Source organism: Burkholderia sp. Nafp2/4-1b (genome assembly GCF_003635165.1).
GTDB lineage: Bacteria > Pseudomonadota > Gammaproteobacteria > Burkholderiales > Burkholderiaceae > Burkholderia.
The window spans coordinates 253,253-266,928 of sequence record NZ_ML058619.1 but is presented as its reverse complement, the minus strand read 5'-3'; the positions used below and the strand labels follow the sequence as shown (position 1 = coordinate 266,928).

9 protein-coding genes are annotated in these 13,676 nt (G+C 66.6%); 5 read left to right on the top strand and 4 right to left on the bottom strand.

Annotated features, from left to right (window positions below; genetic code table 11):
• Positions 1-461 precede the first annotated feature (461 nt).
• Positions 462-746, bottom strand: a complete 285-nt coding sequence (locus tag C7H84_RS27870; RefSeq protein ID WP_121861856.1) for a hypothetical protein — start codon at positions 744-746, stop codon at positions 462-464.
• 501 nt (positions 747-1,247) lie between these two features.
• On the opposite strand from C7H84_RS27870, the gene C7H84_RS27865 reads away from it, so the two are divergent.
• From C7H84_RS27865 to argE, 4 genes are all read left to right on the top strand, one after another.
• Entirely contained in the window at positions 1,248-2,594 is a 1,347-nt protein-coding gene (locus C7H84_RS27865) for an NAD(P)/FAD-dependent oxidoreductase (RefSeq protein ID WP_121861789.1), read from the top strand.
• A gap of 136 nt (positions 2,595-2,730) precedes the next feature.
• Positions 2,731-3,168: a RidA family protein gene (locus C7H84_RS27860; RefSeq protein ID WP_012337533.1), complete on the top strand. Its 438-nt coding sequence runs from the start codon at positions 2,731-2,733 to the stop codon at positions 3,166-3,168.
• A gap of 8 nt (positions 3,169-3,176) precedes the next feature.
• Entirely contained in the window at positions 3,177-3,854 is a 678-nt protein-coding gene (locus C7H84_RS27855; RefSeq protein ID WP_121861788.1) for a DUF1028 domain-containing protein, read from the top strand.
• On the top strand, positions 3,847-5,010 hold the full coding sequence (gene argE / locus C7H84_RS27850) for an acetylornithine deacetylase (protein ID WP_121861787.1): 1,164 nt from the start codon (positions 3,847-3,849) through the stop codon (positions 5,008-5,010). The genes C7H84_RS27855 and argE overlap by 8 nt, the downstream gene beginning before the upstream one ends.
• 73 nt (positions 5,011-5,083) lie before the next feature.
• On the opposite strand, the gene C7H84_RS27845 is transcribed toward argE, so the two are convergent.
• Positions 5,084-6,007 (bottom strand): LysR substrate-binding domain-containing protein, encoded by a 924-nt coding sequence (locus C7H84_RS27845; RefSeq protein WP_121861855.1) that lies wholly within the window; start codon positions 6,005-6,007, stop codon positions 5,084-5,086.
• 388 nt (positions 6,008-6,395) lie between these two features.
• Here C7H84_RS27845 and C7H84_RS27840 point away from each other — a divergent pair, with 388 nt between their 5' ends.
• Positions 6,396-7,817, top strand: a complete 1,422-nt coding sequence (locus C7H84_RS27840) for a cytosine permease (RefSeq protein WP_121861786.1) — start codon at positions 6,396-6,398, stop codon at positions 7,815-7,817.
• A 152-nt stretch (positions 7,818-7,969) separates the two neighbouring features.
• Here C7H84_RS27840 and C7H84_RS27835 read toward each other — a convergent pair whose 3' ends face one another.
• Together C7H84_RS27835 and C7H84_RS27830 are read right to left on the bottom strand one after the other, a co-directional pair.
• Complete coding sequence (locus C7H84_RS27835; protein ID WP_121861785.1) at positions 7,970-10,249, bottom strand: FdhF/YdeP family oxidoreductase; 2,280 nt, start codon at positions 10,247-10,249, stop codon at positions 7,970-7,972.
• A 124-nt stretch (positions 10,250-10,373) separates the two neighbouring features.
• Positions 10,374-13,202: an AAA family ATPase gene (locus tag C7H84_RS27830; protein ID WP_121861784.1), complete on the bottom strand. Its 2,829-nt coding sequence runs from the start codon at positions 13,200-13,202 to the stop codon at positions 10,374-10,376.
• Between the last annotated feature and the right edge of the window lie 474 nt (positions 13,203-13,676).

Sequence of the window (13,676 nt, the reverse complement as noted above, 5' to 3'; positions counted from 1 at the left end):
TTGCGGTTTTACGGGGCTTGGGTGCCGTTCGGCGCGCCGTATCGCTCCGGTGCGGCAGCTGCGGCCGGCGGGCGGGGCACCAAAAAAGGGGGACGATCGAAGGTCCATTGCCAGCGGTCGATGCCGAGGCGACAGGCATCCTATCAGGTTGGCGGGGCCGGCACAGTCAAAAATTGTGGGGGCATGGCGGCGGAACGGGGAAGCGCTCTGTATGAACGGGCGCTGCTGGCTCGAATGGCTTTTTTCGAAACATTGGGTCGCAGGCCCACTCGTGCGCCTCCTCAGGACGGGCATCCAGAGGCTGGATGCCCGTCCAGTCCATGCGTCGGTATTTTTTCAACCGAAGCAACGAGGCCATCCCCCCAGTTTGAAATGGTCCGAAGAATCAGGCCGGGTAGTGCGAAAGTACGCCAATTTTTTTGAGCAGGAGTGCTTCCCGAATGTCGGGAGGCGGGTTGTCACTATTCGCTATGTTCGTGCTCGCGCTCGTGTTCATGCTCGCGCCACGGATCGCGGTCACGCGGATGACGATGCCTCCACGCGTCGTGTTCCCAATAACGATGTCCGTCCCAGTAGCGATCGCCGTGCATGCCGACCGTGACCGACACATCCGGCGCCGGCGCGCGCTCTTCGTACCTGGGTTGCGGCGCGTACACTTGCGCAAACACGGCGCTAGCCGCCGCCAGTGCGCTGCCGGCCACCAATGTCGTCAGACCTCGACGTATTGCGGGTGTCATGGGCTTCATTGAGTTGTCCTCCATTAAAGTCCTGAGCATGGACGAGCACGATTCGTTCCCATGCGGAGCGGCAGACTCTTCGTTCGCTATTTCAACCACGCGGCAGCTTCCCTTCACAGCCGGTGCCGGCCTGGTGTCGGAACCTGTAATGTCTGCGTAGCCACAAGGTTGCACGCACAAGCGCCTCGACGCAAAGCGATGGCGCGGTAGACGTATCGCGGTGCCGTCGTGTGACGCACCGGAGATGACAGTCGAAAGGACGAGGTGAGTCAGGCAGCCGTCATGCCGCTACCCGACGCGGGCGACGCTCGCTGGCAGCGCACGTTCAACGATCCACTGAAAGAGCAACGCTTTACCCCAGCCCGGAGACCTCCAGCTTTTTTCTCGTCAACAACGACAAAAAACATCATTTCGCCCACGCCGGCCTGTCAGCAGAATGTCTCCATTCCCACTCGCGCGACGACACGAACACTCGAGCCTCGCAGCGAGCCGCACTTCAAGGAGACAGCCGTGGCAGTGGAAACAACCTCAATCGATACGCTGGTCGTCGGCGCGGGCCAAGCCGGCGTCGCCATGAGCGAGCATCTGGGCAAGCTCGGCGTGCCCCATCTCGTGCTCGAGCGCGACCGCATCGCCGAACGCTGGCGCACCGGGCGCTGGGATTCGCTGGTCGCGAACGGCCCCGCGTGGCACGACCGCTTTCCGGGCCTCGAATTCGACGGCCTCGATCCCGATGCGTTCGCAACGAAAGACCAGGTCGCCGACTACTTCGAAGCGTATGCGCGCAAGTTCGCCGCGCCGATTCGCACCGGGGTCGAAGTGAAGAACGTCGTGCGCAACACGGGCAAGCCGGGCTTCGTCGTCGAAACCTCGGACGGCACGATCGAAGCGAACCGCGTGGTTGTCGCGACGGGGCCGTTCCAGCGCCCGGTCATCCCGCCGATCGCACCGGCCGGCGCAAACCTCGTGCAGATCCACTCCGCCGACTATCGCAACCCGGCGCAATTGCCGGATGGCGCGGTGCTGGTGGTCGGCGCCGGCTCGTCGGGCGTGCAGATCGCCGACGAGCTGCAGCGCGCGGGCCGGCAGGTCTATCTGTCGGTCGGCCCGCATGACCGCCCGCCGCGCGCGTATCGCGGCCGCGACTTCTGCTGGTGGCTCGGCGTGCTCGGCGAATGGGACAAGGAAGTCGCGACACCCGGCCGCGAACACGTGACGATCGCGGTGAGCGGCGCGCGTGGCGGTCATACGGTCGACTTCCGCGCGCTCGCGCACCAGGGCGTGACGCTCGTCGGGCTGACGAAGTCGTTCGACGGCGGTGTCGCGGTATTCGAACCCGACCTCGCGATCAATCTCGCGCGTGGCGACGAGAACTACCTGGCGCTGCTCGACGCGGCCGACGCGTACGCGGCGCGCAACGGTCTCGACCTCCCCGAAGAACCGGAAGCGCGCCGCATTCTGCCGAACCCGCGGTGCGTCGCCGAGCCGATCCTCGCGCTCGACCTCGCCGGCGCCGGCGTCACGTCGATCGTATGGGCGACGGGCTATGCGGTCGACTACGGCTGGCTGAACGTCGACGCATTCGCCGCGAACGGCAAGCCGCAGCATCAGCGTGGCGTGTCGAAGGAGCCGGGCATCTATTTCCTCGGGTTGCCGTGGCTGTCGCGACGCGGCTCCAGCTTCATCTGGGGCGTGTGGCACGACGCGAAACACATCGCCGATCACATCGTCACGCAGCGCAAGTACCTCGACTATCACGACGCGTCGCAGCGCCGCGCGCAAACACGGAACGCGCGCTGCGACACGCAGCACGATGCGCAGGCCGATGCGCGCCCGCTCGTCGACGCGGTCGGCTGACCCGGCTGATCTACATTCAAGCCGCGGCGCGCGCTCCGCACGAAACCCGCACGTGCCGCCGCGCCAACCCGAACCCCACCGCGCCGCGACCGCTTCCGGCGCGGCGGGCGAACCCACCGACATTCGAAGGACCTCGATGAGCCAGCCTACCCACACTCGTATCCGCATGTTCAACACGAAGGATACCTACCCGAACCAGACGCTCGACAACGACCTGTGCCAGGCCGTGCGGGCCGGCAATACCGTCTACGTGCGCGGCCAGGTCGGCACCGATTTCGACGGCAACCTGATTGGCCTGGGCGACCCGCGCGCACAGGCCGAGCAGGCGATGAAGAACGTGAAGCAGCTGCTCGAGGAAGCCGGCAGCGACATCACGCATATCGTGAAGACGACGACCTATCTGATCGATCCGCGCTATCGCGAACCGGTGTACCAGGAAGTCGGCAAATGGCTGAAGGGCGTCTATCCGATCTCGACGGGGCTCGTCGTCTCGGCGCTCGGCCAGCCGCAGTGGTTGATGGAGATCGACGTGATCGCGGTGATCCCGGACAACTGGCAGCCGAACCGCGCATAGGAGGCGACATGACTTTCTCCATCGTCGGGCGCTGCCCGGAGACGGGCCAGCTCGGAATCGCGATCAGTTCGTCGAGCATCGCGGTGGGCGCGCGCTGCCCGTGGGTGCGTGCGGGCGTCGGTGCGGTCGCGACGCAGAACATCACGCTGCCGGCGCTCGGCCCGCAGATCCTCGATCTCATCGAGCACGAGCAGCTCGCGCCGGCCGCCGCGCTCGATCGCGCGCTCAGCGCGAACGGCTGGAGCCAGTACCGGCAGGTCACGGTGATCGACGGGCAGGGGCAAACCGCAAGCTTTACCGGCAAGGAAGCGCTCGGCACGCATCACGCGGTGCAGGGCGAGCAATGCGTGGCGGCCGGCAATCTGCTGGCGGCGCCGGCCGTGATCGATGCGATGGCGCGCGCGTTCGAGCAGTCGCACGGTCTGCTCGCCGATCGCCTGCTGGCCGCGATGCATGCGGCGATCGCGGCAGGCGGCGAGGCCGGGCCGGTACATTCGGCCGCGCTGAAGGTGGCCGGCGACGTGACCTGGCCGATCGTCGATCTGCGCGTCGACTGGGCAGACGCCGATCCGATCGGGCAACTGGATGCACTGTGGCAGGCCTATCGCCCGCAGATGCAGGATTACCAGACGCGCGCGCTGAATCCGACCGCGGCGCCGAGCTACGGGGTGCCTGGCGATGAATGACACATCGAGCCGCGCGCTGCTCGAGCGCTTGATCGGCTTCGCGACGGTCAGCCGCGATTCGAACCTCGCGTTGATCGGGTTCATTCGCGACTATCTCGACGGGTTCGGCATCGCGAGCGAGCTGTTCTACAACGCGGAGGGAACGAAGGCCAGCCTGTATGCGACGATCGGGCCACGCGATCGCGGCGGCATCGTGCTGTCGGGCCATACCGACGTGGTGCCGGTCGACGGGCAGGCGTGGACGGTCGAGCCGTTCCGGCTGACCGAGCGCGACGGCCGGTTGTACGGGCGCGGCACGGCCGACATGAAGGGCTTCATCGCGTCGGTGCTGGCGGCCGTGCCGGCGTTCGTGGCGCGGCCGTTGCGCGTGCCGGTGCATCTCGCGTTTTCCTATGACGAAGAAGTCGGTTGCCTCGGCGTGCGGCCGATGCTCGACGCGCTGGCCGCGCGCGAACACCGGCCGCGGCTGTGCCTGATCGGCGAGCCGACCGGGCTGAAGCCGGTGCTCGGGCACAAGGGCAAGCTCGCGATGCGCTGTCACGTGAAGGGTGCCGCGTGTCATTCCGCGTACGCGCCGCTCGGCGTCAACGCGATCGACTATGCGGCGAAGCTGATCGGTCGCCTGGGCGAAATCGGTGCGGCGCTCGCGCGGCCCGAGCATCACGACAGTCGTTTCGATCCGCCGTTCTCGACCGTGCAGACCGGGCTGATCAGAGGCGGCCGGGCGCTGAACATCGTGCCGGCCGAATGCGAGTTCGATTTCGAGGTGCGCGCGCTGCCGGCCTTCGATGCGAACGACGTACCGCGCAAGCTGCAGGACTATGCGGAATCCGAACTGTTGCCGAAGATGCGTGCGGTGCAGCCCGACACCGACATTCGGCTGCAGCCGCTCGGCGCGTATCCGGGGCTCGCGACGTCGCCGGACAGCGAAGCCGCGCGGCTGCTCGCGATGCTGAGCGGCTCCGACGCATTCGGCACGGTCGCGTTCGGCACCGAGGGCGGGTTGTTCGGACAGGCCGGCATTCCGACCGTGGTATGCGGGCCGGGCAGCATGGATCAGGGGCACAAGCCCGACGAATTCGTCACGGTCGAACAGCTGCACGGGTGCGATGCGATGCTGGGCAGGCTCGCGGCGTATCTCGCCGCGGCGGGCTGATCCGGCGGATCAGCTCGCGTCGGGCATGAAAAACCGCACGCTGCCGCTGCGCGGCGCGTGCGGTTTCCCCGTTCTATTGCGCCGATTCCGCGACGATCTGCGCGAGCCGCTCGCGGCAGAATTCGACGAACGACTGCGCCTGCTTCGTGAGCTGGCCGCGCTTCAGCCGTGCGCTGACGAGCCCTGACGGGCTCACCGTTTCGCTGAGGCCTAGCGTCACGACGCGCCGGCCGTCGTACGTGTATTCGGAATGCGGCCGCGTGACGAGCAGCGAGAAGCCGAACCCCTGGCCGACCATTCCGCGCACCATCTCGATCGACGGCGACGCGAACACGATGTTCGGCGTCAATCCGAGCTCATGAAACAGGCTGACGAAGTACGTGCGGCTCGGCAGCACGTCGAGCAGGATCATCGGCTCGACGCTGAGCTCGCGCAGCGATACGTGCGTCTGGCCCGCGAAGCGGTGGTTATCCGGCAGCAGCACGTATGGCTGCTGCGCGGGCATCAGCGGTTCCGTCTCGATGGTGCCGTCGAGGTCGTGGTCGTACATGAACGCAAGATCGAACGTGCCTGCCGTCAGGCCCTGCACGAGCTCCTGCTGATCGCCGTCGCGCAGCCGGATGTTGACGCCCGGGTAACGCTCGCGAAAACCCGCGATCAACTGCGGCAGGTAAAGCGGTGCGACGGTCTCGAAGCAACCGATGTCGATCTGCCCGGTGATCACGTCGTTGTCGGCGAGCGCGTTCTGTTCGAACTCGTGCGCGATGCGCAGCAGCTCCTGCGCCTTGCGGTAGAAACGCGTGCCGCTCGGCGTGAGCGACACGCCCTGCGCGTGATGGCGGATGAACAGCTTCACGCCGAAGCTCTCCTCGAGCCCCTTGATCGCGCTGGAAATCGACGGCTGCGCGATGAACAGCTGGCGCGACGCTTCGGCGACGCTGCCCGATTCCACCGTCGTCACGAAATACTTCAGTTGCCGCAAAGTGTAGTGAGCCACGAGCACCTCTGATACCGGCCCCGCTGCATGCCGCCGCGGAGCGCAATCTGTCCATTGTGTTGCGTAGCACCTTACCCGAAGACGCGCCGCGCCGACATTTCCGCTGCAGAGCTTTTTCGTATGTCTCGGAAATATTTTTAGTATTTTCCGGTCGCCACGTGCGTGGCGCACCATCGTCTGCAATCCGGATCGCGTCAAAAGCGCGCACGTGCCGGCGGGGCAGTTCATCCGTCCCGCACACGACGCGTGTCGGCGCTTCGATCGACATCGCCGCGCGTGCACGCGGCGGACCGTCGCCCGCGCATCCGGACCCGATTGCAGGCGCGCATCGCCGCGCGCCGGTTCAGAAGGCAAGCGCGCCTCGCCGCGCACGACAGGAGACATCGCCATGACGACCGCGGATCGCAACGCGTCCCCCATGATAGAGAAACACACGATCGGCTACGTGCCGCCCGCAGACCGCCACGGCAAGGTGCGCGACCTGTTCACGCTCTGGTTCGGCGGCAACATCGCGCCGCTGCCGATCGTGACCGGCGCGCTCGGCGTGCAGATCTTTCACCTGAATCTGATGTGGGGCATCGTCGCTATCGTCGTCGGCCAGGCGGTCGGTGGCGTGCTGATGGCGCTGCATTCGGCGCAGGGCCCGCAGATGGGCATCCCGCAGATGATCCAGAGCCGCGCGCAGTTCGGCTCGTGGGGCGCGCTGCTGGTCACGCTCATCGCGGCGGTGATGTACGTGGGCTTCTTCGCGTCGAACATCGTGCTGGCCGGCAAGTCGGTGCACGGCATCGCGTCGTCGGTGCCGGTGCCGGTGGGCATCGTGATCGGCGCGGTGGGCTCGGGGCTGATCGGGATCGTCGGCTACCGGTTCATCCACATCCTGAACCGGATCGGCACGTGGGTGCTCGGCATCGGCATCCTCGTCGGCTTCTGGATGATCCTGTCGCACGTGAGCACCGCCGATTTCCTCACGCGTGGCGGCTTCGACTTCGCGGGCTGGCTCGCGACGGTGTCGCTTTCCGCGCTGTGGCAGATCGCGTTCGCACCGTATGTATCGGACTATTCGCGCTATCTGCCGGAAGACGTCGGCGTCGCATCGACGTTCTGGGCGACCTATCTCGGCTGCACGATCGGGTCGACGCTCGCGTTCATCTTCGGCGCGGTGGCGGTGCTCGCGGTGCCGGCCGGCGCGGACACGATGGATGCGGTCAAGCAGGCAACCGGCCCGCTCGGCCCGCTGATGCTGGTGCTGTTCCTGTTGAGCGTGATCAGCCACAACGCGCTGAACCTGTACGGCGCGGTGCTCGCGGTGATCACGTCGGTGCAGACCTTCGCGTACAAGTGGATTCCGACCGCGAAGACGCGCGCGGTGGTGTCGGTGGTGATCTTCGTCGCGTGCTGCTATGCGGCGATCGGCGCGTCGACGAACTTCGTCGGCAATCTCGTCGATCTCGTGCTCGCGCTGCTCGTCGTGCTGGTGCCGTGGACGGCAATCAACCTGATCGACTTCTACGTGATCCACAAGGGCAAGTACGACATCCAGTCGATCTTCATGGCGGACGGCGGCGTGTACGGCCGCTTCAATCCGCAGGCACTGCTCGCGTATGCGATCGGGATCGTCGTGCAGGTTCCGTTCATGAACACGCCGATGTATGCGGGCCCGATTCCCGCGCATCTCGGCGGTGCGGACCTGTCATGGGTTGTCGGGCTGGTGCTGACTTCGCCGCTGTACTACTGGCTCGCGACGCGCGACAGCGCGTACCGGCGCCGGCAGACAGGCGCGCAGCTGCCGTCGTCGGCGGCGCGGTAAGCCGCGCGTCGTTCGACGCGATGAAACGAAGCGGCCGCCGCATCGAGGGCGATGCAGCGGCCGGAGGGCAGCGAAGAGCGGGGCGGCGGGGCAGGTTCAGGTGCGAAGCATGCCGTAGCATGCCGTGCGTCGCGAACCTGCCGGACCGCGGATCAGACGCTCGCCGAGCGCGCAACCCGCACCGGCACCGACTTGTACGACGGCGTGCCGCTTTCCTTGTCGATGTAGTCGAGCGGCACGAGCACGTTTGCTTCCGGGTAATACGCGCCGACCGATCCCGGCGCGATGTCGTACTCGATCGCGGTGATCTTCTCGAGGCGCAGCGTGCGGCCCGACCCGGTAACGGTCTCGATGTCGACGAGGTCGCCGTGTTCGAGCCCGTACTTCGCGAGGTCGGCCGCGTTCATGAACAGCACATCGCGTCGTCCGAACACGCCGCGATAGCGGTCGTCGAGCCCGTAGATCGTCGTGTTGTACTGATCGTGGCTGCGCAGCGTGATCAGCCGCAGCACCTGCTCGGCGCCGAGCACGTCCGCGTCTTCCTTCACGCCCTTGTAGACGGAGAACATCGCCTTGCCGGTCGGCGTGGGCCACACGCGCTCGGTGGGCGGCAGCGGCAGGCGGAAGCCGCCCGGCGTGCGGATGCGCTCGTTGAACGCCTCGAAGCCGGCCACCGTGCGGTCGATCAGGTCGCGGATGCGGTCGTAGTCTTCGATCAGGTCGAGCCACGCGACCTTGCTGGCCGGCAGCGTCGCATGCGCGATCCCCGCGATGATCGCGGGCTCGGAACGCAACTGGTCGGACGCGGGCTTGAGCTTGCCGGCCGACGCATGGACCATCGACATCGAATCCTCGACGGTGATCGACTGCCGGCCGCTCGCCTGCATGTCGAGCTCGGTGCGGCCGAGCACGGGCAGGATGAAGGTTTCCTTCGCGACGAGCAGGTGCGAGCGGTTCAGTTTCGTGCCGAGATGCACGCTGAGATCGAGCTTCGCCATCGCAGGGAACGACAGCTCAGGATCGGGCAGCGCGACCGCGAAGTTGCCGCCGAGACACAGCAGCGCCTTCGCCTGACCGTCGATCATCGCCTGCATCGCCTGCACGGCATCGTGCCCGTGATGCGCGGGCGGTTTGAAACCGCACACGTCCTCGATCTTCTGCAGGAACTCGGCCGACGGCTTCTCGGTGATGCCGACCGTGCGATTGCCCTGCACGTTCGAGTGGCCGCGCAGCGGGCACACGCCCGCGCCGGGCTTGCCGATGTTGCCGCGCATCAGCAGCAGGTCGGCGATCAGGCGCACGGTTGCCGTGCCCTTGTTGTGCTGCGTGACGCCCATCCCGTAGGTGACGATGGTCGCATTCGACTTCGCATACGCGAGCGCGACCTGTTCGAGCTGTGCCTGGCTCAGGCCGCTCGCGCGCTCGATGTCGTCCCACGACGTGGCTTCGAGGTCAGCCGAGAACGCGTCGAAGCCGTTGGTGTGCTGCGCGATGAAGTCGCGGTCGAGCACGTTGCCGCGCTCGGCCTCGAGCTGCAGCAGCGCCTTCATGATGCCCTTCAGCGCGGCCGCGTCGCCGCCCGCGTCGACCTGGTAGTACGTCGATGCGATGCGCGTCGAGCCGAACGACGCCATTTCGATCATGTCCTGCGGATCCGCGAAGCGTTCGAGCGCGCGCTCGCGCAGCGGATTGAACACGATGATCGGCACGTTGCGGCGCGAACACTCGTGCAGCGTGCCCATCATCCGCGGATGGTTCGTGCCGGGGTTGTGCCCGATCGAGATGATCAACTCGCAATGGTCGAAGTCTTCCAGCGACACCGTGCCCTTGCCGATCCCGATCGATTGCGGCAGGCCGACGCTGGTCGGCTCGTGACACATGTTCGAGCAGTCGGGGAAGTTGTTGGTGCCGAGCTCGCGCGCGAACAGCTGATACAGGTACGCGGCTTCGTTCGACGCGCGGCCGGACGTATAGAACTCGACCTGGTCGGGCGGCAGCGCGCGCAGCACTTCGCCGATGCGCGCGAACGCGTCGTCCCATTCGATCGCGCGGAACGTGTCGGTCGCGCGGTCGTAAACGAGCGGGTGCGTGAGCCGGCCCATGTTTTCCAGCTCGTAGTCGGACATCCGCAGCAGCGACGACACGGTGTTCGCCGCGAAGAACTCGGGCGTCACGCGCTTGGTCGTCGCTTCCCACGTGACGGCCTTCGCACCGTTCTCGCAAAACTGGAACGTCGACTTGTGTTCCTTGTCGGGCCACGCGCAGCCAGGGCAGTCGAAACCGTCGGGCTGGTTGGTCCGCATCAGCACGATCGGCGCCTCGATGGTTTCCATCTGCGTGCGCACTGCGTCGGCTGTTGCGCGAAGCGCGCCCCAACCGCCGGCGGGCCCATCGTATTTCCTGATGCCTGGCACTTCGCGTCGAGTTGTCATGTGAATCTCCGTGAGCCGAGCCCGCTGCGGGGCGGCTCGAGTTGCGCCGCGTCGCGGCGTGGGGCGGCGCCGTCCGGCGGACGGCGCCGATCATGCGAGCCCGTGCGTCCGGGCCCGCTTGGTATCAATGCGCATCCTTCTTCGCACCCGACGACTTCTTGCCGGATCGACTTTTTGCCGGTGGCGGCACTTCCGGATTTGCTTCGTGATCCTTTGCATCGGCTGATGCGTTCGCTGCTTTCCCGTTCGGCTTCGCCTTGCCGTCGGCGTCCTTCGCGTCAGCCAGCGCGAGCTTGTTGAACGTCACTGAGTCGCCGGCCTTGTCGTAATCGACTTCGACGCGGTCGCCGGACTGCAGCTTGTCCGCGAGGATCTCCTTCGCGAGCTTCGTCTCGATGATCTGCCGCACCTGCCGCTTCAGTTCGCGCGCACCGAATTCAGGCTGGTAGCCGGCTTCGGTCAGATGTTCGACGAGCGAGTCGCCCATCACGAGCGTGATGTCCTGCGCGGCGGCGGTGCGCACCACGCGGTCGAGCTGGATCTGCACGATCGAACGGATGTTCTGCTTCGACAGCGCATGGAACACGATCACCTCGTCGATGCGGTTCAGGAACTCGGGCCGGAAATGGCCCTTCAGCACCTGCATCAGCTGCTCGCGGATCGCCTTGTCGGTCTTGCGCGCGGCCTCCGGCTGCGTGAGGTTGTCCATGATGATCGCGGCGCCGAGGTTGCTCGTCGCGATGATGATCGTGTTGCTGAAGTCGACCACGCGGCCCTTGCCGTCGGTGAGACGCCCGTCGTCGAACACCTGCAGCAGCACGTTGTACACGTCCGGATGAGCCTTCTCGATCTCGTCGAGCAGGATCACGCTGTACGGCCTGCGCCGCACGCGCTCGGTGAGCTGGCCGCCTTCGTCGTAGCCGACGTAGCCGGGCGGCGCGCCGATCAGCCGCGCGACCGCGTGCCGCTCCATGTACTCGGACATGTCGATGCGGATGATCGCCTGCTCGTCGCCGAACACGGTCTCGGCGAGCGCCTTCGCGAGCTCGGTCTTGCCAACGCCCGTCGGCCCGAGGAACAGGAACGTCGCGATCGGCCGGTGCGTCTGGCCGAGGCCGGCGCGCGACAGTCGCACCGCATCGCTGACGGCGACCACCGCATCGTTCTGGCCGACGACGCGCTCGCGCAGTTGCTCTTCCATTTTCAGCAGCTTCTGCCGCTCTTCCTGCGTGAGTTCGGATACCGGAATGCCGGTCAGCCGCGAGACGACTTCGGCGACCGATTCGACGGTCACCTCGAGCGTTTCGGAACCGGTCTTGCGCTGCCATGCTTCCATCTTCTCGTCGAGGGACTGCTGTTTCGCGTTGATCTGTTCCTCGAACTGCTTGGCTTCGTCGAAGCGCTTGCGCGACGTCGCGTAATCCTGCTCGCGCTTCAGCTGCACGATCTGCGCTTCGTCTTCCTGGATGTCGACCGGGCGCGACGTCGCGCCGATCCGTACGCGCGCGGCGGCCTGGTCGATCAGGTCGATCGCCTTGTCGGGCAGGAAGCGCGACGTGATGTAGCGGTCGGCGAACTCGGCGGCCGCGACGAACGCGTCGTCGGCGAACGTGACCTGGTGGTGCGCCTCGAGGCTGTCGCGCAGCCCGCGCAAGATCACGATCGTCTGCTCGACGCTCGGCTCCGGCACGAACACCGGCTGGAAGCGCCGCTCCAGCGCCGCATCCTTCTCGATGTGCTTCTGGTATTCGTTCAACGTGGTCGCGCCGATCAGGCTCAGTTCGCCGCGCGCGAGCGCCGGCTTCAGCACGTTCGCGATGTCGAGGCCGCCTTCGCCGCCGCCCTGGCCCGCGCCGACGATCGTATGCAGCTCGTCGATGAACAAGATCAGTTCGTCACGCTTCGCGGTCACTTCGTCGATCAGCTGCTTCGCGCGTTCCTCGAATTCGCCGCGATACTTGGCGCCCGCGACCATCGAGTTGATGTTGACTTCGACGAGGCGCTTGCCGCGCAGCACTTCGGGCACGTCGCCGTTCACGATCCGCTGCGCGAGGCCTTCGACGATCGCGGTCTTGCCGACGCCCGGCTCGCCGATCAGCACCGGGTTGTTCTTCTTGCGACGCGCGAGCACCTCGATCGTGCTTTCGATTTCCTGCGCGCGGCCGAGCACCGGGTCGAGCTTGCCCTGGCGCGCGATCGCGGTGAGGTCGCGGCCGAACTTGTCGAGATTCGGCGTGCCGGTCGGCGCGTCGACGCGACCGTCTTCCGCGCCCTTGCCGACGACCTTCACGACCTTCTGGCGCAGCGCTTCCGGCGTCACGCCGTATTTCTTCAGCAGCGTGCCGGCGATGCTGTCGGGCACCGCCGCGAGACCGATCAGCAGGTGCTCGGGACCGATGTACGAGTGGCCGAGATCGCGCGACGCCTGGAACGCGTACTGCACGGCCTTCTTCACGCGCGGCGAGATCGCGAGCTTCTCGAGCGATGCGTCGGGCGACGCGGTGCCGGTGTGCGCGTGCTCGTCGATGTAGGCCTTCAGGTCCTGCGGCGACAGCTTCAGTTCCTTCAGCAGCGCTGCGCATACGTCGGTGTCCACGAGCGCGTACAGCAGGTGTTCGGTATCGAGTTCGCCGCGGCGCAGCTCGTGCGCCTTTTCGGCCGCGCGCTGCAGCAGTTCGAGCGTCTGCTCGCTGAACGCGTCGGTCGGGTCGACCGACTCGCGCGGAATTTCGGCGGCGAGCGGCGACGCGTCGCCGGGCTCGCTCGATGCGCCGAACAGCGACGAAGCACCGCCGCCCAGCAGCGAATCGAACGGGTTCAGCATGCTCTGATGGCGCATCAGCTGGCGGAAGTGGTAGTCGCAGATCGAGATCGTCTTGCGCTCGCCGTCCTGCATCACGGTGGCGCGCGCGACGGCCGGCCGGGCGTGACAGATATCGCAAAGTGCGGGCATGGTGGTCTGGCTCCTGTCAATGAACGTGGATCGAAAGGGAAGTCCCGATGCGATATCGCGCACGGGGGGCCCGCTGCACGACGCGGCCGGCGGCGCGCGTGTCGCGCCGACGCCATCGTGCAGCGCCCGCCGGCATGAATCGCGCTCGTGCTCGACGCCGGCAACACGGGTGCTGCGTGGAGCCCGCGGCATCACTTCGACTGCGTTCAAAATAGCGAATCGGCCAGTGGCCTCCAAGACACAGTTCCGCCGCGGCGCGGCCGGGAATTGCACCCTCACACGCGCGGGTGCGTGATAGGCCAGGAGTACAGACGAGCGTGCAGGCCGGTGCCGCGAGCGGGAGAGCGATGCGCGCCGCTGCGCGGCACGCGCGAACGGCGGTGCGACATCGGCGCGCAGGATGCCGGGAAACGGCAGACGGGAAAGAGTGCGCGCCGAAACGCGGCGCGGGTGTATCCGCGCGAACGCGCAGGG